Genomic DNA, 17,245 nt, shown 5'->3' with positions numbered 1-17,245 from the left:
GGTAGGGACAAGATCTCCTGGCGAGCGGGTTAGTTACGCGAGGGGAAAATACCCTGCAGGGAAATGGAGTAATTAATGGCCAGGTAAGGTGAGCGGTTCTCGTGGGCCTGGTTACTCCCGTTAGATCCCGTCTGCTGACTGGCCATGGGAACAACGGTGCCTGACGTCCGGTACTCGGGGTCCAGTGAGCCCGTGGCGGCGGGCGAGGCCCCGGCGGGACTACCCACGTTGCCCGGTTCGGAGTAGGCATTCAGGGCGAAGGAATGGGCGTGAGCAGGGAGCTGACCAGCAATCAGCGTTACGCTTTCCACGCCACCTTTCTGCCCCAGCTGGTAGGGCTGCAGGCCCGGAGCCGACCCCATGCCAATGAGCGTGCGGCCCCGCAGATCAGGTAAGCCGAAGGTCTGAACGCCATCACCACCAAAGGTGGTGCCCAGCAGGGCAAACAACGCTTGATTTTGCGCTATTTGGAGCAGTGACCCGTCGCACAACGCCCACCCGCGGGGGGCAAAATTGAATCCAAATGCTTTGATGACACCCAGGTATTCATCCATGATTGTAAAGAGTGATTTGTGATTAATGAATTAGTTAAGGGTCAAAGCGAGCGAAACCGAATGCCTAGTTTGCGTTCCAGGGGCATAATGATCCGGTCGCTCAGGTGCTCACTGGGCAGGCAGACAAACTGTTTCATGGCCAACGCGTGCTGGCGGGTCAGCCCCGAGAGGGTCTTGATCGGATTGAGACTAACGTAGAGCTCCCGTAGCTTGAGAAGATTACCTACCGCCTCAATCGACTCAAGCCGGTTGACCTGCGCATACAGCTGTTCCAGCTGGGTGAGCGGCTCAATCCCCTGTAGCGTCAGAATGGCATTATTGTTGACGAACAGACTCCTCAGCTGGGTCAGCTGGCCCAGCTGACCCAGGTGCTCCAGTTGGTGATGGGTCAGCACCAGGGTCTCCAGATTCTGCATACCCGCCAAACCCGAGCAGTTGGTCAACTCAAAGGTCAGACTCGGATAGGGAGCCCGGGGTCCCACCAGGCGCAGGACCCTGGTTTGCCAGAGACTTTCCAGCTCCTCAGGGGTGGGCTGGGCGGCATGGCGGAAAAAAGCCTGGCTAAAGGCGGCCCGCCACTGGGGCTCCAGCTCCGTCCACCACCTGGCGCGCTTGGCGGGGGTATCAGCCAGGGCGGGATAGGCCGCTGGCCCTGCAGATGCATCAGTTGTCATACGGGGTCGGTAACGAATTAACTCAGGTGATAGCCGCTGAGCAAACTCCGGCGGTTCAGCTGGCTGGGCGCCTGGTTGAGCCGCGGCTGCGTGGGATCCTGCAGATCGATCAGTTGATAGCCAGCTCCGTCCGGATGGGACTGCACCAGGCCTTTGGTGCCCCACAGCCGAAGCTGGGTGGTCGGCTCCGTCGCCTCCCCGCCAATGCGGGCTAAGCCCTGCCAACTCACGGTTACACCCTGCTGCTCCAACTGAGCCCAGTAGGAGCCGAATCCGGTTGATGAGCGCTCAAGCAGCCCCTGGCCGGTCAGGGGCAACTCCATGCCCAGCAGCTGACTGAGGCTGGCCAAATCGGCGTCAAGCAGCGTTTGAAGTCTAGCCAGTGAGGTATACCCGGGGGTGTATACGTGTGATAGCGTAATGTGCTGAAGGGAGCCCAGCGCCCCGGTCCGGATCCAGTCGGTGGCCCTTTTCAGGGAGTTGACTGTAGAGAGGGCATCCGAGGAGGCAGGTACGGGCTGAGCCCGGAGCGCAGAGGGAACGCCGAGCAGGGAAGCCCCGGCCAGGATATGCCCAACGAATAGACGACGATTCATAAAAGGACGGTAAAGGTTTGGTATAGGCCCAGCAAAAAGATAGATCAAGTAAACAAGCTGCCAAGATCGGCAGTAAGTAGTCTAACTTGGTAGGATAAGTCGGATATTGATTGGATGGTAGTTACCGGTTAGTTAGCCGCACGGGGATTGCCCATCAGGGGCGCACCCAGTGGATCATGGTAGGAAAGCCTGCCCCGGTCTGCTGGGGTGGCTGGGCAAGGCCCATCCACACCAGCAGCGGCAGGCCGACGTAGTTCCCTGCGGTGAACTGCTCGATAAGCCACTCGCTCTGACCGCTGTAGCCCGCCGGGTGAAAGACGACTCGTAGATCCAGATCCAGGTGCAGACACGCGGCGTAGCTCCACAGCAGCACGGCTAGCTCTTCGCCAGCCTTCTCGGGCTTCTGGTCGGTGATATCACCCGAAAGTCTCTGCCGCTCGGCGGGCGCACTGACGGCGATATGGCCCGCCTCGTGAAGCATATCGCCAGGATAGGCCAGCCGGGCGGGATCAAACAGTAGTTCGCCATCCTGAATCAGTAGACCCGGCAGAAAAGTCGGTCCGGGCAGCTCCTGCTGACGGGTGGGAATGCCGATCTGGGTCAGAAACGCGCGGATCTGGTTGATTGACGGGTTGGAAGAAGGCATACGAAAAATCAGTGATGAAGGTAACCGGGCGCCGAGCTGAGTGTAACGAGCAGACAAAGCTAAGCAAACCCTTCTCCGGTAAAGGTATAGTTACTGGCCGGTTGGGGAGGCGCCAACTAAGCGACGCATCCATTAGTTAGCCTTCAGCAGCCCACTAGTACGGTGCCGGGTAAGCCTGCTCACCTACAAGCGCGTCGGAGTTCTGCGCTCCTAAAGCGCCTGCTGCCTCGTGGAGCGGTCACCTGCCTGGTCGTGCTACCCCTGGGCACCGACTAATGACGAATAAAATCGATTGGATAAGGCGGCAAAATACGTCGCCGGGACCGGTCTGCCGCTCCTTAGTTTCGCTTCAGCTGGCAGCTACACTGACCAGTGCTGTAGTCACTCTGCTTCACCCCACGGGTGACATAGGCCCACTATGCACCAGACTACCTGTCTGGCTCAAGCGGAGCTGGCTGAGCGAGCAACTTCTGTGGAGCATCTTTTCAACTGGCTAGCTGATCGGTCACCACTGAAGCAGTGAGGCAATGGGTAGGAGGCCGTCCCTTCCGCTGTAACCACCCTGTCATATATCACCGGGAATTGGAGGTGCAATTGCAGTTGGCCGGTAGTGCGTGGCGGGGTCCTGTCTGGGATTTGGGCTCCGTCGAGCGAAGAATTTTGGCTTGGTTGACTTAGGATGACCGAGTTGACCGTTTTTTGCACCAGAAAAGTCGGAACATCCACTGCTGACCTGGCTTTTGTGGAAAATGCACTGGCTCACCAGGGCGTCAAACCGGCGGTAAAAACAGCCTTTTCAGGCCTGTTTCGGGTGGCCACCCCTATCAAACAGGAGCGATCAACGCGGGCGATTACGCGGCAATTGTCCTCGCCGCGTTTCGGGCCGCTGGTGACATTCGCCCCTGAAGAGCGCTAGGCCCGTTCACAGCAGGTAGGGACGATGGGGTAAAACTGGTCCATTACCCTGACTGGCTAATAGGGCAGCCAACAAAAAAGCATTGGCGCTCCGAGCGCCAATGCTTTCTGATCTACCATCATATAGACACTTATAGTATACGCTTACTCATAACCAGACGGCATCTTGGCTTGTTTGTAGCAAATCAATCAGTGGCCTGATTGGTGGGTAGGGGATCCACTGGCCCTTAACCTTAGTTCCCTTTACGGCGGCACGATCCGCTTGTTGGGTGGGACTACTTACGCAAACGTTTCCTAGCTGGCCCGCAACCGGTCCTTCACGAAAAACCCCTATCGCAGGGGAGATAGGGGTTTGTGATTGTGTATTCAACTGTAATGATACTCAAAACTAGTACTTAAATCGGTTGCGGTATAAGCCGGTAATTCAACTCAATGAAAATTAATCAACGTTTAATCAGGCCTGGTTGCCCTGCCCAATTCCCGGCCAAGGGTCTGTTTCCAGGCACCAGGCGCAGGATGAACCCGCCTGCGGGCAGGGCTGGCTGGTCGCTCCCTGAAGCCCAATGAGTCGGCCAGTCCTGCCCGCAAGTCAATAAATTCCTTTTGTTGTATATTTGTCGCATCAATAAGAGGGCGTCCGCTTTCTTTATGGTGTGGATAAGAATGGAAAGCAGACTAGCCCTGGTAGTCTGCTTTTTTGTAGGCCTATCTGCCGGCAACTTACCGGGCCTAGGTGACCTGCTTAGCGTTTAACCAGCACGGCGGGGTTGATGGCCAGCAGATCGGCTAGCAGGTAACCCATGATTCGGTAATGGCGTGAAACAGGGCAACGTGACGGGCTTCGATCCGTTGGTCACTGGCCAGCCTGAGCAGTTGTTCGTACCTGGTCATACACCGTCCGGCGAGTCATTCCCCGGACCAGCCATCCGGTTATACCGGTTTAAGTACCGGGTTACTTCCGACTGGCGGAACCCGTAATGTTTCTAGTCGATCTTGAAGCCGGTCAGCCGTCGCTCGCGCCGGGCCCGACGAACTGCCTCTTCACTCATGTGCAGCTGGCGGGCTACGTCGCGTACGGTGAGGACGGCATCTTCTGCCGTTGCCCGGTCGCGTTCCAGGTCGCGCTTCTCCAGGTAGGCCAGTCGGGCAGTGAACTGCTCCCATTCCGACTGCTCAATGATCACCGCTGGCTGCATAGACGACGGGCTGAGGGTTGGGCGATGGACAGAAACCGCTCCGGAAAGGGGAGAGGCAGGCTGTCGACAGACCGATGACGCCATCGATAGCCGTGACTGGCGAAATGGCGCACGCTGATCTAGGGACTGGGTAACCCTGTATGGAGGGGATAGACCGCCACCGACGTCAGCAGCATATCGTGTTTACTGTCTGATAGTTGCATATTTTCCTTATTATTACTGATAAATAATGGTAAAGCGTACAAGTATAAGATTTGTAAATACTCATAAATATCAGCATATACTTAGAAAAATAAGTATAAAATCAACAGACAATCCCACCACGACCGCTGAGCGATTCAAGATATTATTTTCCGAATTAGGTGTAAATGCGAATGAAGTAGCGGTAAAGCTGGGCGAGAGCAACGGCAAGTTCTATAATATTCTGACCGGTAAAGCGGAGCCCAGCTTCAAAACCATCCAGCAGCTGACGGAGCATTACCCGCTCATCAACGCCGATTATATCATCAGAGGTCAGCTGCCGGTGCTGCACAAGTCCGGCGCCGTGATCGAAGGGGGAGGCGGGTCTGCCAGGGGTAAGATCGAACTACCGCTGTTCGAAGCAGGAACTGGTTACGCTGGTCAGCAGGATACCTATACCCTACCCGTCCTGGAGAAAAGCGCAGGTAGCTATTCATCGGCCGTTGTCATCCGCCTGACCGATAATTCGATGCAGCCCCGCTACCCGGTAGGCATGCGCCTGCTGGCCCGTCCTGTGCCTGTAGCTGACTGGGACTATCTCAACTCGGCCCTGGTGATGGTGTTGTACCGGTCGACGCTGGTGGTGCGGCGTATCAAGGAAAACGAACTGGTGCTGAAAGATCTGCTGACGCTGTATGCGGATAACGATGACTCCGGTTTTGTCACGGTGAAAAGGGAGGATCTAAAGTCAATCTGGCAGGTAGTCGACATCGTCGGCGTGGACACGATGCCATAGATGAGTTGCTGGTCTGGATAAGGTCCGCAGCTCATCTATTGTTAGTATGCCTGGAAGCACCTAAGCCCTATCACGTTGCTTTTTTCTTTGATGGCGTAGTCGTACTCCAGGCATTATAAATCGATCGATTCTTGTAATCATCAGCAATTTTGGCATAGATCATGGTAGTCTTCAGATCGGAATGCCCTAGGGCTTTACTAACCACTTCGAGGGGAACGCCCTTGACAAGACATAGCGTGGCAAACGTATGTCGACCGATGTGGGATGATACCAGCTCATGCTTGGGAACCCTGGCTAGGACGGGTACTCCTTTTTCAAAAACGATCTGCTCAACAACGGAAGTAACCCCCGCTTGCTTGGCGATGTCTTTCACATAATCATTCATTTTCTGATTGGAAAGGACCGGCAGCAGTCGAAAATTGTCGGCATAGCGGGTTAAGATTGCTTCAGCGCCGGGAAGAATCGGCACCTCTACCCGTTTGGCTTTATGAGCTCGAACACTGACTGACTTTTCGGCAATGAACGTCAGGACACGATAACCTTCCCGTTGCTCAATATGACTGGAATCTAGTCGCGACAACTCCGTATAGCGCAGTCCGGTCAGGCACTGGAACAGAAACGCATCACGGACCCGGGCGAGGGCTGTCGACAGCTTAACCTGCTCAATGTTCTTCAGCTCGGCTTCGGTTAGGTAGATACGCTCAGACGATGCCCATTCTGTCTTAATGCTGGCGTGTTGTGGATGCAGCGCAATGTCACCTGATTTACACCAATTGAAAAATGCGCGTAGGTGTTTATTGGTGTTGGCTGTCGAGTTGGGGTGCAGTTTAAGCGTGACGGTCAGATAGTTCAGAAATCGGGCATGAACCTCATTGGTGTATCCTCTGACGGACAGTGGGCCTGAGACGGCTACAAACCATTTCAGCCGGCCAGCCGTCACCCCCATGCTCTTAAGCGTTGATGGTTTGTAGTTAGCCGACTGACAATGGTCTAGATAAGCTGCATAGAGCGTCAACAGATCGGTGAGGGCAGGTGATTCTTTTTTGGGGCGCAGCGCTGCTCTTAGTTTATCAGAAGTTACGGGTTCACCGGTGTTACGAATAGTTCGGTAGGCGGCTGTCAGGCGTTCACGGAGAAGTTGTAGTGAGTCATTGGCCTCCTAATAACCAGCCATTGACCGGCGAAACTTTTGTTTCTCAGCGTCCCATTCCGACAGCTGACATTTTTCCCCTGTAGCGTACACAAGTACTTGAGCATCATGGTAGAACTCTAAGAAGATGGGCGCTTTGTCTGACTTGTCAAGCTTTGATGTCTTTTGCCTAAAGTTGATTTCGTTCATTCGATTTGGTCGGGTTATTGGTCTGGTTCAGATGGTAGTATCCCTGAAAATAACGCGTTGTAAATCGAATACAAAATACAAAAAAAAGCCTGAATATCAGCGTATTCAGGCTTTTTACTACGACAACTGTTGTGTAAGTTGTGACCACGGGGAGACTCGAACTCCCACATCTTGCGAAACCACCCCCTCAAAGTGGCGTGTCTACCAATTTCACCACGTGGCCATGGTTTAATCTGGATGCAAAAGTAGGCGAACGGGGGGATAATGTCAATGCAACCGCTGAAAATCGACTAAAATTTCGTAATTTAGGGGTACAAACCGGTTGGTATCACAACGTACCTGACTGGCTTTTTTTAACTGAATCAATTAAGTATATGGCACTTGAATTAGTGGGCAAGCTGATAAAAACGCTGCCGGAAGTGACGGGTCAGGGCAAGAACGGCACCTGGCAGAAGCAGGAATTTGTAGTAGAGACTACAGATCAGTTCCCTAAAAAAGTGTGCGTGTCGCTGTGGGGCGATAAGGTGAACGACCTGAAACAGTATGCACCCGGTGATATGTTGAAACTGAGCCTGAACCTGGAGTCGCGCGAGTACAACGAACGCTGGTATACTGAAGCACGCGTATGGCGTATTGAAGCTGCCGACGGAACGGAGAGCGGTTCAGCAGGTCAGGGCCAATCAGCTCCGGCTGCTGGTAAGCCCCGTGCTGCTCAACCAACTGCTGTGCCGTTCAACTCATCGTTCGATGATGATAACAGCGGCGACTTGCCGTTCTAAAAAAAGACTTTCGTCTTCTGTTACGCTACTACGTACCGACAACGTACCTGAAGCGCAACAGAAGGCTGTAAGAAAAAAGGGCTGGTAGCATTTGCTACCAGCCCTTTTTTCTTACTCGTGATCCGGCTGGGATTCGAACCCAGGACCCATACATTAAAAGTGTATTGCTCTACCAGCTGAGCTACCAGATCGGGCTATTTCAGCTGCAGATTAAATGACCGTTCCCTGAATCGCGATGCAAAATTATTGCGTAATTTGGCCCAATGCAAGCCTTCGTCGTAAAAATATTCCTATTTCTGGGGGTTTTGCGGTCAGTGTTCTGGCCCTCAGTAGGGTTCGCTCAGGCGGTGTCTGGTGAGAACCTCGTCGGTCAGGCTGATTCGTTATACCGAGTTGGCAACTGGGCTGATGCGGCGCGCACGTACGAGTCGGCGATGGTGGCGGGGCAGCCTGCTTCAGACCCTATGTTGCTAAAGTTAGCCAATGCCTATGAGCAGCAGGGTGATGTAGCCAAAGTGCTTTATTTCCTACAGGTCTATTTCAAGCGTCATCCCGACGAGGCGGTACTGCGGAAGATGAACGATTTTGCCCGGGCCAATAACCTCACTGGTTACGAAACGAATGACCTGAACTACTTCTACCTGTTCTACCGCCAATACGGCGTATACCTGCTTTCGGTCATGTTGCTGCTGGGCATTTATGTTTTCAGCGTTCTGCTCATTAAATCTATGCGGCATGAACCTACATCGACTCAGTTGAAAACCCTGATCCTGGTCTACTTCGTTGCACTGCTGACATTCATCAATCTGCCGGAGGGATACGATGCCGGCATTACCAACACCAATCAGGTGTTTTTGCGGACCGAGCCATCTGCGGCAGCACCGGTTGTGGCCACGCTGGGCAAAGGAAATAAAATGAACATCCTGGGGAGCACCGATATTTGGTGGCGCGTATTCTGGAATAACAAGCTTTATTACGTTCGCAAAGACACACTCTGGATCATCTGACCCAAAAATATGAAGAATAACCCCCGCGTCATTCGTGCCTGGACCCTCTATGACTGGGCCAATTCGGTGCATTCACTAGTCATTGTATCCAGCATTTTTCCCGTCTATTTTTCGGCAACAGCGCTGAACGATGTCGGCGGGCCTGTCATTAATTTCCTGGGCCTGAACGTCAAAAACTCTGTTCTGTTCTCCTATACCGTCTCGGTAGCCATGTTGCTGGTTGCCTTAGCCAGTCCGTTCACGACCGCTCTGGCCGATTACAGTGGCAAGAAGAAGGCGTTCATGAAATTCTTCTGCTATACGGGCTCTATTGCCTGTGCACTGCTCTACTTCTTCACCAAAGAAACTACTACATTCGCCATTTTTTGCTTCGGCTGGAGTCTGGTCGGCTGGAGTGGCAGTATCGTTTTCTACAATTCTTACCTGCCCGATATTGCCACTGAAGATCAGTTTGACCGGGTCAGCGCCCGTGGTTTTTCGATGGGTTACATTGGCAGCGTGGCGTTGATGGTTTTCAACCTGATGATGATCCTTAAACCAGATTGGTTTGGTGGCCTGTCAAGTGCGATGGCATCCCGGTTGTCTTTTCTAACCGTAGGGTTATGGTGGTTTGGCTTCGCTCAGATCCCGTTTCGAATCTTGCCCGATGGTGTGCGAAAAGAAAAGAATCAAGCTGGTGGTAATTGGTTGTTCAATGGTTTTTACGAGCTACGAAATGTATTCAACCAGTTGAAGGAGCAAACGCTGACACAACGTTTTCTGATTGCGTTCTTCGTCTATAACATGGCTGTGCAAACGGTTATGTACGTGGCCACGCTGTTTGGATCTAATGAATTGAAGATGGAAGGCAGTGCCCTGATCATCACGATTCTGCTTATCCAACTGGTGGCCATTCCGGGTGCATACGGATTTGCCCGCCTCTCAGAACGGATTGGCAACACCTATGCTATTATGGTCGCGGTGGTGGTCTGGATTGGGATATGCGTAGCAGCTTACTTTGTAACCACGCAAACTCAGTTTTTTATCGTAGCGGCGGTTGTTGGCCTGGTTATGGGGGGCATTCAATCGCTATCGAGGTCTACGTATTCAAAGTTACTGCCGCCTACAACCGACACTGCATCTTATTTTAGCTTCTATGATGTATGTGAGAAGTTATCGATTGTGATAGGTACGTTCATTTATGGTTACGTTGAGCAGGTAACGGGCAGTATGCGAAATAGTATTTTAGCCCTGCTTGTACTGTTTATCATTGGGTTAGCTTTATTGGCCCGAATACCATCGCAAAAAGTGTACGGTCTGCGTTTGGAAAAACCTGAAGTTGCGTAAGTTTGCACTCCCGTTTGCCAGGCAACTTGCCTGCCTGAACGACATAGGATGTTAGCTCAGTTGGTTCAGAGCGCCGCCTTGACAGGGCGGAGGTCAGCGGTTCGAGCCCGCTACGTCCTACTGCCATGCAACAGAAAGGCCCGGAAACAGCTTGTTTCCGGGCCTTTCTGTTGCATGGCAGTAGGCTCATGACCTACGTCCAGGGTAATATAGGTTACCTCTATCCCCAGGGGTTGTTGCCTTACTACGGGCCTATAGTTACTAACAACTTCGCTTTGGTAGAGTTATCCCTGTTATAGATGCGGCTGTTGGCCCACAGGGAAAAAGCCGGATAGTCGTTTAAGTGCACAAGCCGAGAACGGACCAATTTGTGAGCTTCGGTAACTGACTAGTAACAGAACTCAATTTTTTATGACAACTCAAATAGCTAAAGCCAATGAGGGAAAAGGATTTTTCTCTAACGCCTGGACAGTATTAAGTGATACTGGTAGTGGCTTCATGGACGATCGCGGGCTGAAACTAAGCGCCGCTTTAGCTTATTACACGATTTTTTCTCTGGCTCCACTGCTGGTGCTTATAATGTCGTTAGCCAGTATTTTTTTGGGTGAAGAAGCGATCCAGGGTCAGATTTTTGGCCAGATAAATGGACTGGTTGGTAATGAGGCGGCCAAACAGATTCAGGACATGATCAAGAATGTAGGGCTGTCGGGTAAAACAAACACGGCGCTGTTTGTGAGCATCGGGACGTTATTGATTGGTGCTACCAGCATTTTTGTGGAAATTCAGGATTCCATCAATCTGATCTGGCGCGTAAAAGCTAAACCCGAGAAGGGATGGCTCAAGCTCATAAAAGACAGGCTGTTGTCTTCGTCGTTGGTTGTCAGTTTAGGGTTTTTGCTGTTAGTATCGTTGCTCATAAATGGCTTAATATTAGCCCTTAGTGACCGGCTTGGACGGTTTTTGCCTGGACTGAGCGTTTACTTGATCAGCGCTATCAATTTTTTGATCAGCACGGCAGTCGTTACAATATTGTTCGGCGTTATTTTTAAGGTGTTGCCCGATGCCAAAATAGGATGGAAGGACGTGCGTTGGGGCGCCTTCTTCACTGCCTTGCTTTTTATGCTGGGCCGTTATGTTATTGGCTTATACATCGATACCACGGGAACAAGCTCGTCATACGGAGCGGCCGGCTCGCTGATCGTTGTTTTGACCTGGATCTACTACACGGCTGCGATTCTCTATTTCGGAGCTGAATTTACGCAGGTGTATGCCAACCATTTTGGTATCAAAATCGAACCTGCCGACCACGCCGTCTATATTGAGCAAACTGAACGCGAGCGTGACGTAAAGACAATTCCAATTGAGAAGAAAGTAGAGCAGGCTAAGGAGTAGATCCCGGTAAAACTTCATTAGCCAACAACCTTCTTATTTCGTATTTTGCTGTTCTGATGCAGTATAAAACCGTAAAAGTAGGCGTCGTGCAAGCCACTCCTGCGCTTTTTGATCTTGAGAAAAGCGTCGAATTAACCATTTCATGGATCGAGCGCGGAGCTCGCGAAGGATGCCAGCTACTACTCTTTCCCGAAACGTTTATTCCCTGTTACCCGCGTGGGCTCCGCTTTGACGCGGTTATTGGCCGCCGGTCAGATCAGGGAAGAACCATGTGGCTGGATTACTGGTCGAACAGCATTGAGGTTGGTTCGCCTGAGATGGAGCAGATCAGTGAAGCAATTAAGCAAGCCGGTTTAGTTGTCGCTTTAGGTGTAACAGAACGGGAACCTATCGGCGGCTCGCTGCATTGTAGTCTGCTTTATTTCGGCCAGGATGGAACGTTGCTGGGTAAACATCGAAAACTGAAACCCACCGGGCTTGAACGGTTCATCTGGGGACAGAGCGACGGTGATTCGCTGGTCAGCTTTGATACCGAACTGGGAAAGATTGGCGGGTTGATCTGCTGGGAGAACTATATGCCGTTGGCCCGAACCGCTCTGTATCAGAAAGGTATCGAGATTTACCTGGCACCCACTGCCGACGCGCGCCCCGCCTGGCAATCGACCATGCAGCACATTGCTCTTGAAGGCCGTTGTTTTGTTCTGGCCAGTAATCAGTACGTTACCCGGGCTGATTATCCAGACCGATATCAGGCTGAGCTAACTGGTGAGCCTGAGATCATGAGTAGAGGAGGAAGCGTAATCATGTCGCCAATGGGTGAGGCTTTGGCCGGCCCCCTGTGGGATCAGGAGGGTTTGTTAGTCGCCGATCTAGACTTTTCCGAATTGATTAAAAGTAAGCTCGATTTCGATTGCGTTGGCCATTATGCCCGGCCGGATATCTTTCAGCTGAACGTTGTCGACCAGCCGGACATGATTCGGGTGCGATAGGTTTTCCCGGTTGATCGCCACCGAGGAGTTTGCGGCTACCTGCACGTGATTTAATGATGGCCTGATTGCATCGGCAGCACGGGCCTTCTACCTTGCATGCCGCAACGATGAAGACCGATGAACCACCCTGCTGCACGCGTGTGTATTACCTGCCTTTTGTTTTCAATTGCCTTCTCAACACCTGTTTTAGCCTGGAATAGAGCCACACATATGGTAACCGGGGCCATCGCGTACCAGGAAATGAAGGCGTCATCGCCCGCCACAGTTGCCCGAATTGTCGTTCTTCTGCGCCAACATCCCGAATACAAACAGCGCTGGGCCAGTAAGCTCAACGATGCCAGCCTGTCGGAAGATGACCGCGATCAGTATCTCTTTATGCTGGCAGCGCGCTGGCCAGACGATATACGGGGGAATGTGTACGACCATCCAACCTGGCACTATATCAACTATGTCTATGCACCTCAACAGGGTATTGCCCGCACGGATACCATGCTGGCTACCGGCGAAAATATTCTTGAGGCGTTCGAACAGAATAAACAAATCGTTCGCAGCAACGTACCTGACAGTACAAAAGCAATCGCCCTTTGCTGGCTTTTTCATTTAAGCGGTGATGTACATCAACCGTTACACGCTACTGCCTTGATTGACAATCAGTTTCCGGCTGGCGACAGGGGGGGGAATCTGTTTAAAATCAAAGTCATGATGAGCAGCCAGACCATCAACCTGCACTCGTTCTGGGATGGGATGTTACTGGGTGACGATGACTTTCAGGCCGCCCGCAATCTGGCCGTTCTGGCCCGTCAAACCGTCCGCCGGGAGCAATTACCTCAGTTGGGGAAAACAGACATTGGAAGCTGGTCGAAAGAAAGCTTTCAATTAGCTCAGGATAATGCCTATCGAAGCAACACACTTGCTGCCGGTACCGACCAGGAAGGGGCCATTCTGCCGCCCGATTATGTAGCGACGGTTAAACCTATTGCTCAGCGGCAGATGGTGCTGGCAGGCTACCGGCTGGCCGATGAACTTACGGCTGATTTCACCAACTAGTGGTCAGGTACGTCTATTTCCGCTTTTTCCGGCGAATAACCAGTTCACGGTATCCGAAGGTGGGGTCAGGCTCACGGGTATAGGTAACGGCCGGAAGAAGGCCAATCACCAGTTCTACTGTGGTATAAATCCTGTTGCCCGCCATCAGATGACCACCTATAGTTCGGCCGGTTGAATCAGAAACTGACAAATGAACGTGACTACCGTTGGTCGATAACGTACCTACGAGCGATACGATCTCGAAATGCCCCAGGTACGTAGTGGCCTTCTCCTGATTTGCCAAGCGTAATGAGGCGTCTGTCAGACTACCCACGCAGGTGAGTATCAGGCCTGCATCTATGCGTTGCTCACGAACGAGTCTCTCCAGTTCTTCTTTCAAGTCCTGCCCGGGCCGTAGCCGGATCGAGATGGTATTCATGGGCGATTGTTCGCCTGGATTCAGTGACGATTGGGCGGTTGCGTCAGGCATCATAAGGAAGAGACTGAATAGAGACAACAATAAAAGAAAGCGCATCCGTGTTACTAGTTGTGTGATTTGACTTGAGGTATGCGAAAATACACCCTTCCTGCCATTGTAGCCGCTTTTCTTATGGCGGGCTCAACGGCATTGACTCCCAGCCTACTAAAGCATTCAGCTAGTTTGACTGCTGTTGCACCTCAAGAGTATGAGGTGATTGATACTTATGCTCGGCGAACGCCTGATGCGTATGCGAAAAGTTTAAAATCATTGAGCGAGTATCTGACAGCACCTGCCCGGTCAGACCTGGCTAAAGCCCGCTCTGTATATGCCTGGATCGTAACCCACGTTCGCTACGACAGCGGCGTGTATACGGGAGGTAGCTACTCGTCGGAATCGCAGTATGCGAGTCGGATTCTGCAGAGCCGACGGGCGGTTTGTTCCGGTTTTGCCCTGTTATACAAGCATCTGCTCAGTCAGGCGGGTGTGGAAGTAACAACGGTAAAAGGCTTTGCCCGATACACAGACGCGCAGGCGGGATTTTCTACCGGAGGGATCGATCACGAATGGAACGCCGTGAAGTTAGACGGCGACTGGTATCTGGTTGATGTGACATGGGCCAGCACGACAGCCCAGAAAGGAGTGCCCAATGATTTCTATTTCCTTACAGATCCGCAGGCGTTTGTCTCGCAACATCTGCCAACTGATTCGCGCTGGCAGTTGCTATCCCGACCAGTCAGTAAATCGGACTTCGACCGGTTTCCCAAGTATTATGATGCCTACTTTAATCTCGGTTTCGATCCGTATTTCCCAAAACAGGGTGTGTTACGCGCATACGACGGGGTAACGGTTAACCTGACCAACGAAGGAAACGTTGAGTTCTGGTGTGCTGCCGGCCCAAGGGGGAGCGCCACGCACACGCAGGTACCTCATGTTGTAACACGCAATGGCGATAGTTACCAGCTTCGGGTGAAGTTGCCGGCCAGAGGTACACAGACGCTGTACGTGTTTGCTAAAGAAAAGGCTGGCAAGACGGAACGGTACAAGCAATATGCTGCAATTGCTTCATTCACGGTGATGTAATCAGTAAAGCCAGTCTGGTACAAATCCTGTATCGCTTCAAACGCAGAAAGCCGGATCGTCTGATCCGGCTTTCTGCGTTTACTGTATGATCTGAATTACTCTACCGACGACGCTTTGCTTTTGGCGCAGGTGGCGTGATGAGTTTTTCATACTGCTGAGCGTTCAGCGGCTTCAGATCGGTGATCGAGTACGTATTGTCGCTGATGATCGTGTTGAACTGACCAACAACGCGCTCTGGCTGACCGTTGCATGGGAGTTGCGTTACACTAAACACAGCGCGGAAGTACTGTACCTGTGGACGAACGCGACGGTTTTTGTACCGGATCGCTTTGCCACTTTCGATCTGCGATTTCTCCTGTTGCAGCGTACGTGCCAGATCGCCTGGTAGTTCGCGGATGTCGAGGATCAGAGCAGTAGTATCGAACGTGAATGGTTCGGCAGCCAGTTTACGGTTCAGCGTACGATAACGCAGGCGAGTGGTAGTGTCACCTACTGACGTGATCTGACCGTTACAGTAGCAGACGTTAGCTACTTCACGTGTGTATGGGTTGCGGTAGTATACTTCCAGGCGCTCCAGTTTGTGACGGAATTCGCAAGGACCACCTACAGCCGCCAGCGGAACTGTTGGGCCGCTCAACACAGCAAAGCTCGTTGTGGCTACTTCACTCATACACTCGCCACAAGCTGCAGTTTGATGGTTATGAACCGTTACATAGTAGAAACCACGGGTTGGTTTACCATTTTGCAGATATTGTGATGGGAATGTAAGCGTCGTGTCTTTCGTGTCAACTACCTGGGCAATAACCTGGTCGCCGGCAGCAGCACCGTTAGCTACGTCTGGACGATAGTATAGACGAGCCGTAAAGGTTTCGTTCTTTGGATTAACCGTTGTACTTCTCCAGCTGATTGTTGGTGCCGAAACGTTATCTGGAATGCTGTCAGCAGCCAGTGTCAGACCATTGAGCGGCGTGTTGCGGAAACGAACGGCCAGGGCTGGGATAGAATCGCAGGTTGGGCAGAAGGTCGGAGCTTTCGGGATCAGACGTTTCTGAATGAAGCCTTTCCGAACAGCAACCCCAGCCGTGAATCCACCATGAAGACGCTGGAAATCGAAGAAGTTGTTTGGAAGAGAAGGCGTCGTGTTGCCACCGTCAATGATAAAGTAGTCCAGTTTGGTCGAATAGCCCTGTGCCTGAACGCCCAAATGCCAGTTGTTGCGCAGTGGGAAGAAAATACCCAGCGAGGCATTACCGCCTAAATGCAGCAACTTGTTACTTGGTTCAACAATCCGAACCAGTTGCTCAACTGTGCCAGGTGCGCCGGATGGAACCGTTGCACCAAGGAAGGCAGATTCTGTTCGGTAAAGGCCACCACGAATAGCGGCTTCAATGAACGTACCTGTGGTGATTGGGTTTTTACGACGACCAATTTCCCATGAAATTACCGGGCCTATTGTCAGGAAGAAATCTTCCTGAGGTTTATTCCGTAACGACACACGGTCGGCAGGGATGCCACGGATACCAGCGAGGTTTACGAAATCAGTTTTCCATTCGTTCCGCGTATAAAAGTTCTGGTAACCTAATGCAGCACTAAGGCCGAGTTTTAACTTGCGCTCAGGCTTTGAGAAGAAATAGTCTGCATTGAACGTTGTATTGACACCCGTACCGTTGTACAACGAGTTGTCACGTTTGTTAGGGCCAAACGTAGCGTTGAAGCTACCGCAATAAGCAAAAGCGGGACCAATGAAGGCTCCGATTCTCCAGGGCGATATACGGCGGACAAGCGCAAACGTTTGAAGTGTTGTGTCGCAATCCTGCAACTCAGTCAGGGTTGGATACTGGCTTTTGAAACTGGCCCGTTGAACGGTGTCAGTAAAAGCCTTTTTCCCTAAGTCAAAGATTCGCTCACGGGGTGCATAGCGGTCTGTGGCCTGGTTACGGCGCACAGTGTCGGCTTGCTGTGCATAGGTGGACGCCGTACCCGCATAGAGGAACGCAACGCCCGCCATAAGTCGGATAAGTCTGTGCATACGTACAGTTATTTTTGTTTCGATGGCAAAATACAACTACAGTAACTCAAATCAAGGTTTACTCTACGAAAGATTTTAGGCAACGGTCTGATTGTTAAGGCGGTTTTGACTCGCAATTAACATCATAATGATCTGGTAATGGGCTAAATACAGGTTCACGTATGGGTTAATATATTTTTTCATGACTTACTCGAACACTAGTATAACTCAATTCCGTTTTTTGGTTGCCTTACCAACCGG

At 51.9% G+C, this 17,245-nt stretch carries 19 protein-coding genes and 3 tRNA genes; 11 read left to right on the top strand and 11 right to left on the bottom strand.

From position 1 onward, the window contains the following. Positions 1–29 precede the first annotated feature (29 nt). From J2I46_RS20895 to J2I46_RS20880, 4 genes are all read right to left on the bottom strand, one after another. The gene (locus tag J2I46_RS20895) at positions 30–554 is read right to left on the bottom strand and encodes a phage tail protein (protein WP_207330991.1); all 525 of its coding nucleotides are present in this window, start codon (positions 552–554) and stop codon (positions 30–32) included. 41 nt (positions 555–595) lie between these two features. Beyond that, positions 596–1,228, bottom strand: coding sequence for a leucine-rich repeat domain-containing protein (locus J2I46_RS20890; protein WP_207330990.1), 633 nt, complete (start codon positions 1,226–1,228; stop codon positions 596–598). Between the two features lie 17 nt (positions 1,229–1,245). Next, positions 1,246–1,824 (bottom strand): hypothetical protein, encoded by a 579-nt coding sequence (locus tag J2I46_RS20885; protein ID WP_207330989.1) that lies wholly within the window; start codon positions 1,822–1,824, stop codon positions 1,246–1,248. 154 nt (positions 1,825–1,978) lie between these two features. Further along, the gene (locus tag J2I46_RS20880) at positions 1,979–2,470 is read right to left on the bottom strand and encodes a hypothetical protein (RefSeq protein WP_207330988.1); all 492 of its coding nucleotides are present in this window, start codon (positions 2,468–2,470) and stop codon (positions 1,979–1,981) included. A 742-nt stretch (positions 2,471–3,212) separates the two neighbouring features. Between J2I46_RS20880 and J2I46_RS20875 the strand changes: the two genes are divergently transcribed. Continuing rightward, positions 3,213–3,386, top strand: a complete 174-nt coding sequence (locus tag J2I46_RS20875) for a hypothetical protein (RefSeq protein ID WP_207330987.1) — start codon at positions 3,213–3,215, stop codon at positions 3,384–3,386. 815 nt (positions 3,387–4,201) lie between these two features. Then, entirely contained in the window at positions 4,202–4,363 is a 162-nt protein-coding gene (locus J2I46_RS20870) for a hypothetical protein (RefSeq protein WP_207330986.1), read from the top strand. 5 nt (positions 4,364–4,368) lie between these two features. Here the strand turns inward: J2I46_RS20870 and J2I46_RS20865 are convergent, their stop codons facing one another. Then, positions 4,369–4,665, bottom strand: coding sequence for a hypothetical protein (locus J2I46_RS20865; RefSeq protein ID WP_207330985.1), 297 nt, complete (start codon positions 4,663–4,665; stop codon positions 4,369–4,371). A gap of 145 nt (positions 4,666–4,810) precedes the next feature. On the opposite strand from J2I46_RS20865, the gene J2I46_RS20860 reads away from it, so the two are divergent. After that, on the top strand, positions 4,811–5,557 hold the full coding sequence (locus tag J2I46_RS20860; protein WP_207330984.1) for an XRE family transcriptional regulator: 747 nt from the start codon (positions 4,811–4,813) through the stop codon (positions 5,555–5,557). A 70-nt stretch (positions 5,558–5,627) separates the two neighbouring features. Here J2I46_RS20860 and J2I46_RS20855 read toward each other — a convergent pair whose 3' ends face one another. The 3 genes from J2I46_RS20855 to J2I46_RS20845 all read right to left on the bottom strand — a co-directional run bounded on the left by J2I46_RS20855 (position 5,628) and on the right by J2I46_RS20845 (position 7,119). Continuing rightward, positions 5,628–6,572 (bottom strand): site-specific integrase, encoded by a 945-nt coding sequence (locus J2I46_RS20855; RefSeq protein ID WP_207330983.1) that lies wholly within the window; start codon positions 6,570–6,572, stop codon positions 5,628–5,630. Positions 6,573–6,716: 144 nt separating this feature from the next. Beyond that, entirely contained in the window at positions 6,717–6,896 is a 180-nt protein-coding gene (locus J2I46_RS33530) for an Arm DNA-binding domain-containing protein (protein ID WP_207330982.1), read from the bottom strand. A gap of 141 nt (positions 6,897–7,037) precedes the next feature. Then, positions 7,038–7,119, bottom strand: a tRNA-Leu gene (locus J2I46_RS20845). Between the two features lie 151 nt (positions 7,120–7,270). On the opposite strand from J2I46_RS20845, the gene J2I46_RS20840 reads away from it, so the two are divergent. Then, entirely contained in the window at positions 7,271–7,675 is a 405-nt protein-coding gene (locus tag J2I46_RS20840) for a DUF3127 domain-containing protein (RefSeq protein WP_207330981.1), read from the top strand. Between the two features lie 118 nt (positions 7,676–7,793). Here J2I46_RS20840 and J2I46_RS20835 read toward each other — a convergent pair. Continuing rightward, a tRNA-Lys gene (locus J2I46_RS20835) sits at positions 7,794–7,866 on the bottom strand. A 72-nt stretch (positions 7,867–7,938) separates the two neighbouring features. Here J2I46_RS20835 and J2I46_RS20830 point away from each other — a divergent pair. The 6 genes from J2I46_RS20830 to J2I46_RS20805 all read left to right on the top strand — a co-directional run bounded on the left by J2I46_RS20830 (position 7,939) and on the right by J2I46_RS20805 (position 13,436). Beyond that, positions 7,939–8,682, top strand: a complete 744-nt coding sequence (locus J2I46_RS20830; protein WP_207330980.1) for an SH3 domain-containing protein — start codon at positions 7,939–7,941, stop codon at positions 8,680–8,682. Between the two features lie 9 nt (positions 8,683–8,691). Continuing rightward, a complete protein-coding gene (locus J2I46_RS20825) occupies positions 8,692–10,008 on the top strand; it encodes an MFS transporter (RefSeq protein WP_207330979.1) in 1,317 nt (438 codons plus the stop codon). Between the two features lie 45 nt (positions 10,009–10,053). Next, a tRNA-Val gene (locus tag J2I46_RS20820) sits at positions 10,054–10,128 on the top strand. Between the two features lie 291 nt (positions 10,129–10,419). Then, positions 10,420–11,400, top strand: a complete 981-nt coding sequence (locus J2I46_RS20815; protein WP_207330978.1) for a YihY/virulence factor BrkB family protein — start codon at positions 10,420–10,422, stop codon at positions 11,398–11,400. A 56-nt stretch (positions 11,401–11,456) separates the two neighbouring features. Continuing rightward, the gene (locus J2I46_RS20810) at positions 11,457–12,389 is read left to right on the top strand and encodes a carbon-nitrogen hydrolase family protein (RefSeq protein ID WP_207330977.1); all 933 of its coding nucleotides are present in this window, start codon (positions 11,457–11,459) and stop codon (positions 12,387–12,389) included. Positions 12,390–12,545: 156 nt separating this feature from the next. Beyond that, positions 12,546–13,436 (top strand): S1/P1 nuclease, encoded by an 891-nt coding sequence (locus J2I46_RS20805; RefSeq protein ID WP_229379867.1) that lies wholly within the window; start codon positions 12,546–12,548, stop codon positions 13,434–13,436. Between the two features lie 13 nt (positions 13,437–13,449). Here J2I46_RS20805 and J2I46_RS20800 read toward each other — a convergent pair whose 3' ends face one another. After that, positions 13,450–13,908, bottom strand: coding sequence for a PPC domain-containing DNA-binding protein (locus J2I46_RS20800; protein WP_229379866.1), 459 nt, complete (start codon positions 13,906–13,908; stop codon positions 13,450–13,452). 75 nt (positions 13,909–13,983) lie between these two features. Between J2I46_RS20800 and J2I46_RS20795 the strand changes: the two genes are divergently transcribed. Next, a complete protein-coding gene (locus J2I46_RS20795) occupies positions 13,984–14,976 on the top strand; it encodes a transglutaminase domain-containing protein (protein WP_207330974.1) in 993 nt (330 codons plus the stop codon). 100 nt (positions 14,977–15,076) lie between these two features. Here J2I46_RS20795 and J2I46_RS20790 read toward each other — a convergent pair whose 3' ends face one another. Continuing rightward, complete coding sequence (locus J2I46_RS20790) at positions 15,077–17,005, bottom strand: hypothetical protein (protein WP_207330973.1); 1,929 nt, start codon at positions 17,003–17,005, stop codon at positions 15,077–15,079. Positions 17,006–17,245 lie beyond the last annotated feature (240 nt).

It is taken from the genome of Fibrella forsythiae (assembly GCF_017353175.1).
GTDB lineage: Bacteria > Bacteroidota > Bacteroidia > Cytophagales > Spirosomataceae > Fibrella > Fibrella forsythiae.
This window is presented reverse-complemented; position numbering and strand designations above follow the sequence as displayed.